At 50.3% G+C, this 16,720-nt stretch carries 12 protein-coding genes and 1 pseudogene; 6 read left to right on the top strand and 7 right to left on the bottom strand.

From position 1 onward, the window contains the following. Positions 1-7 precede the first annotated feature (7 nt). Positions 8-1,297 carry a CitMHS family transporter gene (locus SPM24T3_RS20550; protein WP_009638746.1) on the bottom strand — a complete coding sequence of 430 codons (1,290 nt, stop codon included), beginning with the start codon at positions 1,295-1,297 and terminating at the stop codon, positions 8-10. An 804-nt stretch (positions 1,298-2,101) separates the two neighbouring features. Between SPM24T3_RS20550 and SPM24T3_RS20545 the strand changes: the two genes are divergently transcribed. After that, positions 2,102-2,848, top strand: coding sequence for a LuxR family transcriptional regulator (locus SPM24T3_RS20545; protein WP_009638745.1), 747 nt, complete (start codon positions 2,102-2,104; stop codon positions 2,846-2,848). On the opposite strand, the pseudogene SPM24T3_RS20540 reads toward SPM24T3_RS20545, so the two are convergent. The 4 genes and pseudogenes from SPM24T3_RS20540 to glnA form a co-directional block, all read right to left on the bottom strand. After that, a pseudogene (locus SPM24T3_RS20540) lies at positions 2,820-3,451 on the bottom strand (acyl-homoserine-lactone synthase). The gene SPM24T3_RS20545 and the pseudogene SPM24T3_RS20540 overlap by 29 nt on opposite strands. 300 nt (positions 3,452-3,751) lie before the next feature. Then, a complete protein-coding gene (gene glnG / locus SPM24T3_RS20535) occupies positions 3,752-5,164 on the bottom strand; it encodes a nitrogen regulation protein NR(I) (protein ID WP_009638743.1) in 1,413 nt (470 codons plus the stop codon). Positions 5,165-5,171: 7 nt separating this feature from the next. Beyond that, positions 5,172-6,221, bottom strand: coding sequence for a nitrogen regulation protein NR(II) (gene glnL, locus SPM24T3_RS20530; protein WP_009638742.1), 1,050 nt, complete (start codon positions 6,219-6,221; stop codon positions 5,172-5,174). Positions 6,222-6,471: 250 nt separating this feature from the next. Next, positions 6,472-7,881: a glutamate--ammonia ligase gene (glnA, locus tag SPM24T3_RS20525; protein WP_009638741.1), complete on the bottom strand. Its 1,410-nt coding sequence runs from the start codon at positions 7,879-7,881 to the stop codon at positions 6,472-6,474. 434 nt (positions 7,882-8,315) lie between these two features. Here glnA and typA point away from each other — a divergent pair, with 434 nt between their 5' ends. The 5 genes from typA (at position 8,316) to fabY (ending at position 13,258) form a co-directional block, all read left to right on the top strand. Further along, positions 8,316-10,139, top strand: a complete 1,824-nt coding sequence (typA, locus tag SPM24T3_RS20520) for a ribosome-dependent GTPase TypA (protein ID WP_009638740.1) — start codon at positions 8,316-8,318, stop codon at positions 10,137-10,139. Between the two features lie 213 nt (positions 10,140-10,352). After that, the gene (yihX, locus tag SPM24T3_RS20515; protein WP_009638739.1) at positions 10,353-10,955 is read left to right on the top strand and encodes a glucose-1-phosphatase; all 603 of its coding nucleotides are present in this window, start codon (positions 10,353-10,355) and stop codon (positions 10,953-10,955) included. An 18-nt stretch (positions 10,956-10,973) separates the two neighbouring features. After that, positions 10,974-11,846, top strand: coding sequence for a virulence factor BrkB family protein (locus SPM24T3_RS20510; protein ID WP_037379315.1), 873 nt, complete (start codon positions 10,974-10,976; stop codon positions 11,844-11,846). A 7-nt stretch (positions 11,847-11,853) separates the two neighbouring features. Continuing rightward, positions 11,854-12,291: a D-aminoacyl-tRNA deacylase gene (gene dtd / locus SPM24T3_RS20505; RefSeq protein ID WP_009638737.1), complete on the top strand. Its 438-nt coding sequence runs from the start codon at positions 11,854-11,856 to the stop codon at positions 12,289-12,291. 34 nt (positions 12,292-12,325) lie between these two features. Continuing rightward, positions 12,326-13,258, top strand: coding sequence for a fatty acid biosynthesis protein FabY (gene fabY, locus SPM24T3_RS20500; protein WP_009638736.1), 933 nt, complete (start codon positions 12,326-12,328; stop codon positions 13,256-13,258). 135 nt (positions 13,259-13,393) lie between these two features. Here fabY and SPM24T3_RS20495 read toward each other — a convergent pair whose 3' ends face one another. Then, positions 13,394-15,079: an AsmA family protein gene (locus SPM24T3_RS20495; protein ID WP_009638735.1), complete on the bottom strand. Its 1,686-nt coding sequence runs from the start codon at positions 15,077-15,079 to the stop codon at positions 13,394-13,396. 157 nt (positions 15,080-15,236) lie between these two features. Further along, positions 15,237-16,628, bottom strand: a complete 1,392-nt coding sequence (locus SPM24T3_RS20490; protein WP_009638734.1) for an NCS2 family protein — start codon at positions 16,626-16,628, stop codon at positions 15,237-15,239. Positions 16,629-16,720 lie beyond the last annotated feature (92 nt).

Raw genomic sequence — 16,720 nt, 5'->3', positions numbered from 1 at the left:
AAACACTCTATGCAGCGTAAAAAGGGAAAATCCCGGTCAGCAGCGAAACCGCTATCAAAATTAAACTACTGACCAAAGACCATTTAAAGGTGAAGTACTGATTCTCTGAATAATCGAGTTTCAGCATACTGACCACCAAATAAGTTGAAGCAACCAGCGGGCTCAGAATATGAACTGGCTGGCCCATCAACGCGGCTCGCGCCATTTCGATACCACTAATGCCGTGATGTTTTGCGGTATCTGCCAACACGGGCAGCACACCAAAATAGAACACATCGTTGGACACCAGCCAGGTCATCGGAATACTCAGCAAGGCTGTTACAACGGCCATGTATGGCCCTAGCGCGTCAGGGATGACATCCAGCAGCGCGCTACCAACCGCATTGACCATGCCTGTGCCGGTAAACACGCCGGTAAAGACTCCCGCAGCAAAAATTAGGCTGGACACGGCGAGAATCGGTGGCGCGTGTTGTTCCAGCTGTTCTTTTTGGGCTTGCAGGTCCGGGAAGTTAACGATGAGCGCCAGACAGGCGGCAATCATAAACAGATAGCTTAACGGTAACACTTCGACACATAAACCGATAATCAATAAAATGGTCAGTGCCCAGTTAAAATAGAAGGTTTTCGGGCCACGACAACGATGTTGCTCGTCGATTGCGTTCTCGAAATTTAGGTTCAAGTCTGATCCTAAGCGCGCTCGCTCGCGGCGGCCAAAGATATAGGCAAGAACAAAGGTCCATATCGCACTGGCCACCAAGGCAGGTAGCATCGGCACAAACATGGTACCAATATCAACGTGCATTGAAGTGGCCGCACGCGCCGTTGGGCCGCCCCATGGCACCATGTTGCCGAGACCGGATACCTGCAGCAGCAGGCAGCAAACCATCGGCAGAGACAGGCCCAGACGTTTATAAATCGGCAGGAAAGCTGAGAGTACAATGATATAAATAGTTGCCCCATCGCCATCCAGCGCGACAATAAACGCCAGCAGCACTGTGCCGAGAAAGATTTTTACCGGATCGCCTTTTACCGCCTTAATTACCCGTTTAACCAGCGGGTCAAACATGCCTGCTTCGGTCATTACCATAAAATAAAGCATGGCAAAGATAATCATCACCCCATTGGGTGCGACGGTTTTTATCCCATCCATCATAAATTTGCCGATGTGGGCATAGAAACCACCTATCAGCGCGAAAATGGTGGGAATAAGGATCAAGGCGGTCAGGGCTGACAGTCGCTTGGTCATCAAACAAAATATAAAGAAGATGAGCATCAAAACACTCAATATCACCAGCATCGCTTCATTCCTCGGTAGGGTAGAGATAAGTTGTAGGGTGTTGCAACAGTCTGTTAGCTGCTTGTTTCTTTTGGGTTATTTTCAAGGATTATGTCAGTAACAAGAGGTTAATAATGTCATCTGGTTTTATGAATTGATTCCTGTAGGGAATGAGAGGCGCTTAAAATTATGTTGATAAATTAAACTAATAATGTACCAAAGGGTTCGAAATTTGCTGTCGACCTTGATAATAGTGACTTTTAAGAAAATACGAAGCAGTCATTGTGGAGTATTTCAAAGGCAGCTTTAGGGCAAAAGCTTGAGCTGTGCGGGTAAAATGGTGTTTCGAGTTTGTGAGCAAGGACAAATATTTCTATTGGCTTTCTGAAAGAGTTATTGCCAATGAGTATGGAATTAGGCTGTTTCAAGCCTGTTTTCAGTCGCAATCGTCAATTTTTTTGAGCCGAATATCAGCATTGGCCGAGGAGAGTCTCTCCTGGGAATTGAGATTTAGGAAAAGTGATTAAAAAATGGACTTAATGATTTGGCAAACGCGGGTTTGATAGGAAATATAAGCGGTGTTAAAGTAAAAAGATCGGCCAGCAGAGACTTTATCAACGTCCTGTCTGACCGGTATAATTTTTCCCTGGTGTCGGCCAAATCGGCTACCTGACTGAGTCGTCGGGAGTTTTTTCGATTCGCCTAACGAGGTTTATTATATGTTGATCTTCCTAATTTGTAAGTTGTACTTAAGTATGATGCGCACCTGTACTTAAGTGCAGGTTGTCACGCTAAAAGGGAAAGTCTGACTGTAACGGAGCCTGCATGTTTTCTGCATTCAATGAAAATAAGACCATCACGGAAACACTCCGGGATCACATCGATAGAAAATTGTCCTCACTCGGCTGTGTGGAATACGCTTACACGGTCCTCAGCAAGAAAAAACCTTCAGATATGCTTATTATTTCGAGCTATCCTGACGAATGGGTGAATTTATATCGCACCAACAATTTTCAACTGACCGATCCGGTAATATTGACGGCGTTTAAACGCACATCGCCTTTTGCCTGGGATGAAAATATTACCCTGATGTCCGATCTGAAGTTTACCAAGATTTTTTCTCTCTCCAGGAAGTACAACATCGTCAATGGCTTCACCTTTGTGTTGCATGACCATATGAATAATCTGGCGTTGCTGTCGATCATTATTGCCAGCAACCAACAAGAGGAACTAGAAGCCCGGCTCTCTTCCGAGCGGGGAGCCATGCAGATGCTGCTCATCGATATCAATGAGCAGATGTATCACTTGGCTAGCGCTGCTTCATCGGGAAGGCAAAAAAATGCCGATACCAACAAAGCTATTTTCACCCCTCGTGAGAACGAGGTGCTTTATTGGGCAAGCATGGGGAAAACCTATGGCGAGATTGTCGGCATCGTGGGTATTTCCGTGAGCACGGTAAAGTTTCACATGGGTAATATTGTCAGCAAGCTGGGGGTCAGCAACGCCCGCCAGGCAATCCGGCTGGGCGTTGAACTAGAACTCATTACACCGGCAGCGACAGCGGCCAGGTAATCACCGAAGATTCAGCATGGCCAAGGTCGTTAACAAGCCCTGAGGCCATCTGTGACTGGTCTTCGGCAGTGGTTGGCAGATATACAAGATAGATTCGCTCCCGCTCGCTGAGGTAAGCCTCTTTAAGTGGCTCTATCTGCCATCCTGAGCGTTTCAGGATAGTCAGCATCGGTCGGCTTACAATAGTATGGATCCCATCGCGGTTGTTTTGTCGTGCCCAGTTAATCATGGCAACAAACAGAATCTGACTAATCGGGAAGCGTTCGCCAAGCAGTTGTCGCGCACGCGTTTTATCGACAAAAAAACGGCTCGATTCCATGCCACCGAGTGGCAGCGGAACAGAATCAAAACATTCACGAAAAGTGTGAGTAATCATGTTGGGTTGATCGAGATCGGTAAAACGCACGCTACAAATCAGCTGGCCTTTACACAGACCCAGAATATAACGAGTGCTGGGGTTATCGAACTCATCGAACTCCATGTCGACGTTGCAAACCACATCCCATCCCAGCCGATCGCTAAAGGTTTTTTTCTTAGTCGATAAAGCTCATTCGAGTGCGTCATCTTCAGCTCTTCATAGCTGACGTCAAACAGTTCAAGCATCCCGTCGAAAGTGTCTTCTTCCAATACTGTTTTATTCATTTTTTATTGAGCCTCAGTTCCCCATAATCGTGGTGTTAATGATTAATATTATACGCAGGCTATGAATGCTCTCCAAGGCCGGTGAAATTCTCACTACACGGTTACCTAGAAAGAACATAGACTTGAACCCTATTTTGCCAGCAAAAAGGCAAAAAAAAGCCCGGCTTCAAGGGCCGGGACTATTTTGTTCGGGCTTCGCGACACTGCCTGAAACTTTAACATCTCTTAAGTTAACTTACCTTAAATCAAGATGCAGCGAATTTATTCCATGCCCAATTCTTTAAGCTTGCGGGTAAGCGTGTTACGTCCCCAGCCCAGCAGTCTTGCAGCTTCTTGCTTGTGACCTTGCGTATGGCGCAGCGCGGTGGTCAGTAGAGTGCGTTCCATTTCTGGCTGTGCTTCTGAAAGAAGGTTTTGATGACCGGAGCGCAGCGCGCGATCGGCCCACTGTGCCAGCAGGGTTGCCCAGCTGTCAGGCAGACTTTGCCCACCGGTCTCCGGCGCGCTGCTTTCAAACAACTCAGAAGGCAAGTCCTGAATCAATACTTCCTGACCGGCCGCCATCACTGTCAACCAGCGACAGGTGTTCTCTAGCTGGCGCACGTTGCCCTGCCACGGTAAACGCGTCAGTGCCGTTTCAGTCTCTGGATGAAGATTCTTGGCTTCAACACCCAACTCTTTAGCGGCAACTTGCAGGAAATAACGCGCCAGACGTGGAATATCTTCACGGCGTTCACGCAGCGGTGGCAAATGTACGCGAATTACGTTCAGGCGGTGGAACAAGTCCTCACGGAATTTGCCTTCCTGTACGCGCAGCTCCAGGTTCTGGTGGGTTGCGGCAATGATACGCACGTCCACTTTCACTGGCGCATAGCCGCCTACGCGATAGAACTGACCATCAGCCAAAACGCGCAGCAAACGGGTCTGAACATCCATCGGCATATCGCCGATTTCATCCAGAAATAAGGTGCCGTTATCGGCCTGTTCAAAACGTCCCTGGCGGATCTGATTAGCGCCGGTAAAGGCCCCTTTCTCATGACCAAACAGTTCTGACTCGATCAAGTCTTTGGGAATAGCCGCCATGTTCAATGCGATAAACGGCGCTTTGGCTCGTGGACTGTGACGATGCAGGGCGTGAGCGACCAGCTCTTTACCCGTTCCTGATTCGCCGTTGATCAACACACTTATTGATGACCGGGAAAGACGACCAATGATGCGAAACACGTCCTGCATCGCTGGCGCTTCACCGATAATATCCGCCGTTGGGCCACTGGCAGGCTGGCTCCGCGCCGGCTGCTGTTGTTCCTGATAATGGCTGATAGCACGTTCAACCAGGGCAACCGCTTCGTCGATATCAAAAGGTTTCGGCAAATAATCAAATGCGCCCTGTTGGTATGCGCTGACCGCCGCGTCCAAATCAGAATGCGCGGTCATGATAATCACCGGCAACATCGGATGACGTTGTTTGATTTGTTTTAACAGCGCCAACCCATCCATTCCGGGCATGCGAATATCTGATAACAAAACGTCAGGGGTTTGAGTCGCAATGGCTTCCAGCACTTCATTGCCGCTGTCGAACGTGGTGCAGTTTAAACCCGCCCCAGTGAGCGCGCGTTCAAGAACCCAGCGGATGGAGCTATCGTCATCGACGATCCAGACTATCCCTCGTTGCATAAGAACCTCACTGGCGAATAGGCAGGAAGACCGAGAATTCGGTGTGTCCTGGCCAACTGTTAAATTCAACTTTACCCGAATGCTGGTCAATCAAACTGCGCGCGATGGACAGGCCCAGACCTGTTCCCCCTTCGCGGCCACTGACCATAGGGTAAAAAAGTGTATCCTGCAGATGCGCAGGTACGCCGGGACCGTCATCTTCAATATCAATGCGAGCCACCAGGCGATAACGCACACCGTGCAAGGTAATCTGGAAAGCGGTACGCGTTCTTAGCGTAATTGTGCCGCCTTCTTCTCCCAATGCCTGCAAGGCATTCCGGGTAATGTTGAGCAGAATCTGCTCTATTTGATCCGGGTCGTGGGCCAGTTCCGGCAAGCTTGGATCGTAATCACGAACCAGTTGGACGTTGTCAGGTTTTTCCATCGACACCAGTTGGCAAACACGCTCGGCAACCTGATGGATGCTTTGTGTGATGTGCTGACTCGGGCGCTGCGGGCCTAACAGGCGGTCCACCAGATTACGTAATCTGTCGGCCTGCTCGATAATGACCTTGGTATATTCCAGCAGGGCAGGATCGGGAAGCGCTTTTGACAGCAGCTGCGCCGCGCCGCGTAAACCACCCAGCGGATTTTTAATTTCATGTGCCAGTCCGCGGATCAGATCCCTTGCGGCAACCTGCTGCGCGTGCTGAAGCTGTTCCTGACTCAAGCGACGCTGGTTATCCATCGGCGCCAGTTCAATCAAGATAAAACCTTCCGGCAAAGACTGTGCGGTCAGCGACATAATATGCGCACGACCGTCGACCACCAGGGTGACTTCGCTGTCGGTAAACCCTTGCCCAGCCTCGATACTTTCACGCATAAGCTCGATATTGAGCGAAAAGTAGCCCACCAGATCGGGCAGTGGTGTCCCGAAAAGCTTGCGTGAACTCTGCGCTAATAATTGCTGAGCCGCCGGATTGGCGTAATGCACGGCCAATTCGTCGTCCAACAGCAGAACGCTGTTGATAAGAGAATTGAGGATCTGCCCAGCATCGGGCAGCTTGCCAGTTGCCATACAGCAGTCTCCCGCACCTGATTGGTGCATTTAAACCGCTACCCGCCAAACAGTCGGGTCAGAGGTGTCAAACAGGAAAGTAGCGTGGAGAAAAAAGCCCATCCGGAGATGGGCTAGAAATTTCCACGGCAACAAAAATATCTCGATATTTTTTGTTCTGCGCCGTCGTTGCCAGCAAAGGGCGGCGGCGCAGAGTAAAGCTCGGCTCAGGGAGCGAACCCATCCACTCCCGTTGCGCTACAACGTTAAATTAAACGCTGTAGTACAGTTCGAACTCTACTGGGTGTGGCGTCATGCGAATACGATCGTTTTCTTCAACACGCAGTGCGATGTAAGCATCGATAGCGTCGTTGGTGAATACGCCACCACGAGTCAGGAACTCACGGTCTGCATCCAGACAGTTCAATGCTTCTTCCAGAGAGCCTGCAACCTGTGGGATCTCTGCCGCTTCTTCTGGTGGCAGGTGGTACAGGTCTTTGTCCATCGCATCGCCAGGATGGATTTTGTTGATGATGCCGTCGAGGCCAGCCATCAGCAGTGCAGCAAACGCCAGGTATGGGTTAGCCGCTGGATCAGGGAAGCGAGCTTCGATACGCATGGCTTTAGGGCTGGAAACGTGTGGAATACGGATAGAAGCAGAACGGTTACGCGCTGAGTAAGCCAGCATAACAGGGGCTTCGTAGCCTGGGACCAGACGTTTGTAGGAGTTGGTAGTCGGGTTGGCGTACGCGTTGATTGCTTTTGCGTGCTTGATGATACCACCGATGTAGTACAGCGCAGTTTCAGACAGGCCGCCGTATTTGTCGCCAGAGAACAGGTTATTACCGTCTTTGGACAGAGACATGTGGCAGTGCATGCCTGAACCGTTATCGCCAAACATTGGTTTTGGCATAAAGGTCGCAGTTTTGCCAAATGCGTGAGCCACGTTGTGAACCACGTATTTGTAGATTTGGATTTCGTCAGCTTTTTTGGTCAGGGTGTTGAAGCGGGTTGCCACTTCGTTCTGGCCAGCGGTAGCAACTTCATGGTGGTGAGCTTCAACAACCAGGCCCATTTCTTCCATGGTCAGACACATGGTAGAACGCAGATCCTGAGCTGAGTCGACAGGAGGAACCGGGAAGTAACCGCCTTTAACTGCTGGACGGTGGCCTTTGTTGCCGCCTTCGTATTTGGTGCTTGAGTTCCATGCGCCTTCGATATCGTCGATAGCAACATGAGAACCAGAGATGCTGCTGCCGAAGCGAACGTCATCAAACAGGAAGAACTCTGGCTCAGGTCCGAACAGAACGGTGTCCGCGATGCCTGAAGATTTCAGGAAGTCTTCAGCACGTTTTGCAGTTGAACGCGGGTCACGGTCATAACCTTGCAGCGTGTTTGGTTCAACGATGTCGCAACGGATGATCAAGGTTGATTCTTCAAAGAACGGGTCAAGAACCGCAGTGCTTGGATCTGGCATCAGAACCATGTCTGAGTCGTTGATAGTTTTCCAGCCGCCGATAGATGAACCATCGAACATTTTACCATCTTCGAAGAAATCAGGGCTTACCTGATGAGATGGAATGGTTACGTGCTGTTCTTTACCCTTGGTGTCAGTGAAGCGAAGGTCAATGAATTTGACTTCATTTTCCTTGATAATCGCAAAAACGTGTTCAGCGGACATACTAGTTCTCCCGAATTTCTCATTATGTCATCGTCGTGTAACGAAACGAATAAACAAACATTGTTGAAAATGGCGTGTGGCTTAAACAGCTTTTCTAATTGCTCTGATAAGTCTCTTTTCACCCTTGGTTAACGGTTGCGAAATCTGTGCCAACTTTGACAAAGAGGTGTGAAAGCCATTCTATGCGGGTTGCATGGATAGTTAGTATGCACCATAACGGGATTTATGCACCATTTTGGTTCATCGTCACGCCAGTAGTGACCCAAATTGGTGCGCCATTTTGGGTCAGAGAGACTTTTGCACCGTGAAAGGGATCGTTAATTAACCAGACAGAACTTGTTTCGAAGAGAATCTTGTGAACTTGTTTAGAACCTAGCCTAATACGTGTACAATAGCGCGCTATTTCTATATTTCTAAATGCCTGAGGCAAAGCTGTGATCGAAAATTTGCGTAACATCGCCATTATTGCCCACGTTGACCATGGTAAAACTACCCTGGTTGATAAACTGCTGCAGCAATCCGGAACTTTCGGAGAGCGTGTAGAAGCCACCGAGCGCGTAATGGACTCCAACGATTTGGAGAAAGAGCGTGGGATTACCATCCTCGCAAAAAACACCGCCATTAATTGGAAAGACTATCGCATCAACATCGTTGATACCCCAGGACACGCCGACTTCGGCGGTGAGGTAGAGCGTGTGATGTCAATGGTTGACTCGGTGCTGCTGGTTGTGGATGCAATGGATGGCCCTATGCCGCAAACCCGCTTCGTGACCAAGAAAGCATTTGCTAACGGTCTGAAGCCGATCGTGGTAATCAACAAGGTCGACCGCCCTGGCGCGCGTCCTGACTGGGTTGTAGACCAGGTATTCGACCTGTTCGTAAACCTTGATGCTACCGATGAGCAACTTGATTTCCCTATCATCTATGCTTCTGCACTGATGGGTATCGCGGGTACCGACCATAACGATATGGCCGAAGACATGACTCCGCTGTACCAGGCAATCGTTGACCACGTATCTGCTCCACAGGTTGACAGCAATGGCCCACTGCAGATGCAAATCTCCCAGCTGGACTATAACAACTACGTTGGCGTTATCGGCATCGGCCGTATCAAACGCGGTGTAGCTAAAGTTAACCAGCAAGTCACTATCATTGATAGCGAAGGCAAAACTCGCAACGGTAAAGTCGGTAAAGTTCTGACCCACATGGGTCTTGAGCGTATCGAAGCTGCTACCGCCGAAGCGGGCGATATCATCGCAATCACCGGTCTGGGCGAACTGAACATCTCCGACACCATCTGTGATCCACAGAATGTCGAAGCGCTGCCAGCTCTGAGCGTTGATGAACCAACCGTTACCATGTACTTCAACGTAAACACCTCTCCGTTCTGTGGTAAAGAAGGTAAGTATGTGACTTCACGTCAGATCCTTGACCGTCTGAACAAAGAGCTGGTGCACAACGTTGCACTGCGTGTTGAAGAAACCGAAGACTCCGACGCATTCCGCGTTTCAGGCCGTGGTGAACTTCACCTGTCGGTTCTGATCGAAAACATGCGTCGTGAAGGTTTCGAGCTGGCTGTTTCTCGTCCTAAAGTTATCAACCGTAAAATCGATGGCCGCATGCAAGAGCCGTTCGAAAACGTGACTTTGGATATCGAAGAGCAACACCAGGGTTCAGTCATGCAAGCCATGGGTGAGCGTAAAGGCGACGTTAAGGACATGATCCCTGACGGCAAAGGTCGTATTCGTCTCGATTACCTGATCCCGGCTCGTGGCCTGATCGGTTTCCGTACCGAATTCATGACCATGACTTCTGGTACCGGTCTGCTGTACTCAACATTCAGCCACTACGACGACGTTCGTCAGGGTGACATCGGCCAGCGTCAGAACGGCGTGCTTATCTCTAACGGCCAGGGTAAAGCAGTTGCATTTGCTCTGTTCGGTCTGCAAGATCGCGGCAAACTGTTCCTGGGTCACGGTGCGGAAGTGTATGAAGGCCAGGTTATCGGTATTCACTCACGTTCCAACGACCTGACTGTTAACTGCCTGACTGGTAAGAAATTGACCAACATGCGTGCTTCAGGTACTGACGAAGCAACAACTTTGGTTCCTGCTATCAAAATGTCTCTGGAACAAGCCATCGAGTTCCTGGATGATGACGAATTGGTAGAAGTTACTCCTCTGTCTGTGCGTATCCGTAAACGCCACCTGACCGAGAACGACCGTAAACGTGCTAGCCGTGGTCCTAAAGAAGCTTAATCTTCTTCCCGGTTAAACGTTTGTTGTCATAAGGGCACCTTTGGGTGCTCTTTTTTTTACCTATTTTTTCATTAAACAAGCATCAAGCTTCTATCCGTGTCACTGTTCAGAGCCAAGATTTACCGCTAACCTCTATTTACCCATAACCTACTATTTACCAATGAAGTAAGTTATCAATAAAGTAAGCTTCATCTTTGAAATCAGGAGCGTGCAATGCTGTATATATTTGATATGGGCAACGTGTTAATTGATATAGATTTCAAACGTGTGCTGGGCGTATGGAGCAATCTCAGTGGAGCCCCGCTGGCACATCTAATGGAACGATTCACTATGGGTGAGGTGTTTCAGCAGCACGAGCGTGGCGAAATCAGCGATGAACAGTTTGCCGAATCGCTGTGCAACGAGATGGGGATCGCCCTGAGCTTTGAGCAGTTCAGTGCCGGATGGCAATCGATTTTTGTTAGCCTGCGTCCCGATGCTATCGCTGTGATGAAAGACCTTCGCGAGCAGGGTCATCGCGTGGTGGTTTTATCCAACACCAATAACCTGCATCTTGAGCACTGGCCAACTCACTACCCAGAAGTTGAGCAAAATGCCGATGCGTTATACTTGTCTCAAGAGATCGGCCTGCGTAAACCTGATCCGGCAATCTTCCAATATGTGTTGGATAAAGAAGGATTCAGCGCACAGGAAGCCGTGTTCTTTGATGATGTAGCCGAAAACGTCAATGCTGCCAGCTCTCTTGGCATCCAGGCCATTCTGGTTTCAGATGACCAGACACTGCCGCGTCATTTTTCTGGAAACCAAATCACCTAAGTTTGAAAGGATGTAAGAATGCCGAGGCTCCATCCGAGACTGAAGTGTGCTGCCCGTTTTAGTCATATGCTGATCAAGCGCGCCGACAACGATGGACTAACCTTGTTGGCGGGCCATCTGGCCTATGTCTCTTTGCTTTCGCTGGTGCCGCTGATAGCCGTGGTATTCTCGCTATTTGCGCTTTTTCCGGTGTTCTCCGACATCAGTACTCAGCTGAAAGATTTTATCTTTGCCAATTTTTTGCCAGCAACCGGCAATATTATTCAGCACTATCTTGAACAGTTCGTTGCCAACTCAAGCAGAATGACGGCGGTGGGGACTTGCGGACTGATAGTCACCTCGCTGCTGTTGATTGCCTCGGTAGACAGCGTGCTGAACAAAATTTGGAACAGCCACACCAAACGGCCCATCGTTTATTCTTTTGCGGTGTACTGGATGGTGCTGACTTTGGGGCCTATCCTGCTGGTGGCCAGCGTGGCAGTCAGTTCTTACCTTTTATCGCTTAACTGGCTGAGCCTCAACGGCGTTCATTCCCTCGTTGACTGGATGTTGCGTGCACTGCCGCTGTTAATCTCGTGGATAACATTCTTCCTGCTGTATTCGATTGTGCCCAAAGCTCGAGTTCCTTATCACGACGCGCTAATTGGCGCGTTGGTGGCGGGTGCGTTGTTCGAGTTAGGTAAGAAAATTTTTGCCCTTTATGTTCAGCTATTCCCTTCTTATCAGCTGATTTATGGTGTATTGGCGGTGATCCCGATATTATTTTTATGGGTCTACGTGAGCTGGTGTATCGTATTGTTAGGGGCAGAAATCACCATCACACTGGGCGAGTACAGAGCTAAAGAACTCGAGGCGGCCGAAGCACAACAGGCCGCGACGCAGGAGAAATAAGGCAGTTATGATTGCACTAATTCAACGTGTTTTAGAAGCCAGCGTGACGATAGATGGCGAAGTCTGCGGAAAAATTGGCTCGGGATTACTGGTATTGCTGGGCGTTGAACAGGGAGACGACGAGCAAAAAGCCAAAAAGCTGTGTGAAAAAGTGGCGGCCTATCGCGTGTTTGCCGACAGCGACGACAAGATGAATTTAAATGTGACCCAGGCGGGAGGGAGTCTGCTGGTGGTTTCACAGTTTACCCTGGTTGCGGACACCCAGAAGGGCACGCGTCCCGGCTTTTCGCGTGGCGCAGCCCCTGCAGATGCCGACAGGCTTTATCAATATTTTTATGGTCAGTGCCGCGAGAAGGGCATCCATACCGAAACCGGACGTTTTGCAGCGGACATGAAGGTGGCCTTAGTCAATGACGGGCCAGTAACCTTCTGGTTGCAGGTTTAAAGCAACGCCGCACTGCCTGAGAGAGAAAGCATCTATGTATCACCTTAGAGTTCCCGTTACCGAATCAGAATTAGCTGCATATTATAAATTTCGTTGGGAAATGCTGCGCAAGCCTCTTCATCAACCAGAGGGATCGGAGCGTGATGCTTATGATGCCATGGCCCATCACCAGATGGTGGTCGATGAGCAAGGAAGAACAGTCGCCGTAGGGCGCTTGTATATCAATGCTGACAATGAAGCCTCTATTCGCTTTCTGGCGGTAGATCCCGACGTACAGGCGAAAGGGCTTGGAACGCTGGTCGCAATGACGCTGGAATCCGTCGCGCGTCAGGAAGGGGTTAAACGTGTAGTGTGTAGCGCCCGTGAAGATGCCGTCGAGTTCTTTGCTACCTTGGGATTCATTAATCAGGGCGAAATCACTACGCCGCAGACCACGCCGGTGCGTCACTTTTTGATGATCAAACCGGTCGAAACGCTGGATGATATTTTGCATCGCCCAGACTGGTGCGGGCAGCTTCAGCAGGCCTGGTATGATCACATTCCTCTGAGCGAGAAGATGGGCGTGCGGATTAGCCAGTACACCGGCCAGCGTTTTGTGACGACTATGCCGGAAACGGGTAACCAAAATCCGCACCATACACTGTTTGCCGGAAGCCTGTTTTCACTGGCAACCTTAACCGGTTGGGGCCTGATTTGGCTGCTACTGCGCGAACGTCATCTTGGCGGCACCATCGTGCTGGCCGATGCACACATCCGCTATAGTTCGCCGGTCACTGGGCGTCCAAGAGCGATAGCCGATCTCAGTTCAATTAGCGGAGATTTGGATCGTCTGGCGAAAGGGCGCAAGGCGCGGGTGCAATTAGATGTGCAACTGATGGGGGATGAAGGCGAGGGTGCGATATTTGAGGGGACTTATCTGGTTCTCCCGGCCTCCGCCGATGCTCCTCTTGAACCGGCTATAAACTGAAAGCCCCGTCGTACTTGAAGCTGTAGCTACACAGGCGCACCCCAGTTACTTACCTGAGTAAGCTTCTGGGGACTTGCCGCCTTGCTACAACTCCAATGACTTAGGGCGTTTAGCTGTTTAAAGAATAAATTTTATCTACTGAGCCGGGCCAGTCACACCTTGGCTCATCTGCTGCTGTATCTGCTTGCCCTCGTTTGCCGTGGCGTGCAGCGTGCCACTCAACGTTGGTTTGAAATCGACGTTGGCGGGCATCTGCCCTTGCAGAGTCAATTGCATGTTCACATTGCCCTGCAACGGGATCTGCGGCCAGCCCCAGTTTTGCAGTTCATTGGCAGGCACCGCGCGGCCGTTTAGATTCACGGTAAAATTACGCTGCGGCTGCTGGCTAACGGTAGCTGTGGCCTCAAGTAAACCTTCTTTGGTGTACGCGCTAAGCCCGGTAATGTTGAGCTTGTCGGCACTGGCTTCCAGCGCCAGAGAAGGGCGTCGAACGTCATTCTTGTTAAAGGTTGCGTCACCGGCATTAAGATTCAGTTTGCCCGACCAAATCCCCCACTGATGGTTTTCTGCCAGCTTAAGGTCAGTACCATAACCTTCAACACCGGTAATCTGCCACGGGAATTCCGGGGAAATATCGATGATCAGGTTACGGTTGGCCGTGAATTTGCTGACTGTGACGTCTGAAAGCCAATCCGGCAAAGCATCGAGCCACAGCTGACGCCAGTTTTGCGGCAGCGTGTACTCCAAGGCAGCAATGCTTAACTCATCAAGATTCAGATTGTGACTGGCACGCTCCCAGTTGCCCGAGGTGCGCAGTAAACCGCCTTCCCATCGAGTCGAAAACTGCCTGATATTAATGCCTTGCGGCGTCAGGTCGAGATTAATATTAGGATCGTTGAAATGCAGATTACCGTCGATCAAGTCTGTAGCATTCAACGAGAGCTGACCATCAGTGCTTTGCCAGTCTCCTTTTTCGAGAGTCAAATCGGTTACCGTCAAATCCAAATCGTTAAATGCCCAATTATTGCCCTGCAAACGGGCGTCAATAAGGTCAAAGCGTTTGATATCTACTTTCGGCAGTTTGATGAATTCCTGCCAAAAAGCGGAGAGCGGTTGCGAGCTTTGCAGTCGGACGTGGCTCAGGCGCAGGTTGTCCAGAGTCCAGCTACCGTCACTGCCGCGGCTGGCCTTGCCGGTCAGTTGCCCGCGTGACATATCGGCACCAAAATTGCTAAGTGTCAGCTGCTGGTTATCAATTCGCCCTTGAATCAATACGTTGCTGGCCGGAATAGTGTCCAGCGCCAGCGTGTCAGCACTGAGTTGGAATTGCGCGTTATTGCCCAAAACTGCGGTTTTCGTTGGCTGCCAAGGCGTGATGCCGGCATTAACGTTGGTGCCAACGACTTTCCATTGCTCGATGTCACCGTCCAGCGAAATATTATTCAGCTGCAAGGTATTTGCCTGCAACGGAAGAGTCAGCGGATCGGGGGAGAGATTCAGCCTGCCGTTAACTAGCACCACGCGGTCAAAATAGTATGGATTTGTAATTTGACGCCAGCTCAGGTCTAAATCGACCTCACCTGCATCAAGAACATCAGGTTTATTTTTCTCGGCGAATTTCACACCGTTAAGCGTGATGCGCGAAGGAGCAGACCAGGAGTGATCGACTTCATCTATGGACAGGCGATATTGGCTGTTCTCGGTTACCCAACGGCTAATCGAGCCAGCGGCCCAGCGTGTTTGCAATAATAAGTACAGTATGACGATTGCCAGAACCAACAACATAACGAGTGTCAGCAGCAATTTACCGAGAAATTTCATCGTCGCAATCCATATCCGTTGGGTAAGTCGGAAAAACGTACAATTGTTTATGCCGTAATCAGCAATCTTTCTCAATAGGTTACCATGTTACAGGCAAAAAAAACGGCGGGAGGGATAACCCTGCCGCCGTGGTGGTATTTGCGTTAAGTTTTGAATCTCAAGGTTCGCGCGGGAAGATCAAATTCAGCACGATAGCGGTAATACCGCCAGCAGCGATACCGGAAGAGAGCAGCGTTTTCAGCCAGTCAGGAGCGAATTGCAAGATTAATGGCTGCTGCGATACGCCCATGCCGACGGCCAACGACAGCGCCATAATCATGATCGCGCGGCGATTGAGGCGTTCGCGTGAAACGATGCGCACACCCGAGGCTGCGATAGTGCCGAACATTACGATGGTTGCGCCGCCCAGAACCGGCTCAGGAATGTGCTGCACAAAACCCGCCACCGCCGGGAACAAACCGAGCACGATCAGCATCAATGCAACTACGAATCCGACATAACGGCTGGCAACGCCGGTCAGTTGGATCACGCCATTGTTCTGGCCAAAACAGGAGTTGGGGAATGTGTTGAACACGGCGGAAAGCATCGAATTAAGGCCATTGGCCAGCACGCCGCCCTTGATGCGCTTCATATAAATCGGGCCGCTGACCGGTTGCTCCGAAACGTCGGAGGTCGCGGTAATATCGCCAATGGTTTCCAGCGAGGTCACCATAAAGATAAGCATCAACGGAACCAGCAGATTCCAGTCAAACCCGAGTCCGTAATACAGCGGAGTTGGAATGGTGATCAGATGCGTGGCTACGGCTGGTGCAGACACAGGCAACATGCCCATTGCCCAGGCAACGATATAACCGACGGCCATGGCAATCACCAAAGAAGCCACTCGCAGGTAAGCATTACGCTGGCGGTTCAGCAGGATAATCACCACCAAAACGATGGCTGCCAGAATCAGGTTTTTCGGTGAACCAAAGGTGTGGTCACTCATTGCCGAGTAACCACCGCCAATTGAGGTCAGGCCAACTTGAATGAGTGACAGGCCGATGATCATCACCACGATGCCGGATACCAACGGGGTGATGATACGGCGAGCGAGGTGTAACACCCGTGAAAGCAGGATCTCGGTACAGGAGGCGACCATCAGTGTGCCGAACAGCGCCGCCATCATGACAGGAACGGTGGCACCGCCATTTTTCAGCGCCATACCGCCCATGATCAAAGGAGAAACAAAGTTGAAGCTGGTGCCTTGAATCGACAGCAGGCCCGAACCGACGGGTCCCCAGGTTTTAATTTGCAGGATTGACGCTAAACCAGAGGCGAACAGCGACATGCTGATGATGTGCTGAGTATCCTGCGCTGGCAGGCCTAAAGCCTGGCAAATCAACAATGCCGGAGTAATCACCGCAACAAACATGGCCAGTAAATGCTGGCAGGCCGCAAACACTGTCTGTGGCAACGGCGGACGGTCTTCTAAACGATAAATTAATTCACTGCTGCGCGGCGTTTCTGCCGTCTGGCGCTGAGCTTCTGGCTCGGCTGGTTGTGTAGTCACGTTGGGCATTTCCCCGGTTAGCCGCAAAGCGGGCATTTTTCATGATATCGAGGATAAAAGCAATCGGTTGCTATCAGCATTTTTAGTGGATA

Origin of the sequence: Serratia sp. M24T3 (assembly GCF_000257645.1) — a bacterium.
Lineage (GTDB): Bacteria > Pseudomonadota > Gammaproteobacteria > Enterobacterales > Enterobacteriaceae > Rouxiella.
This window is presented reverse-complemented; position numbering and strand designations above follow the sequence as displayed.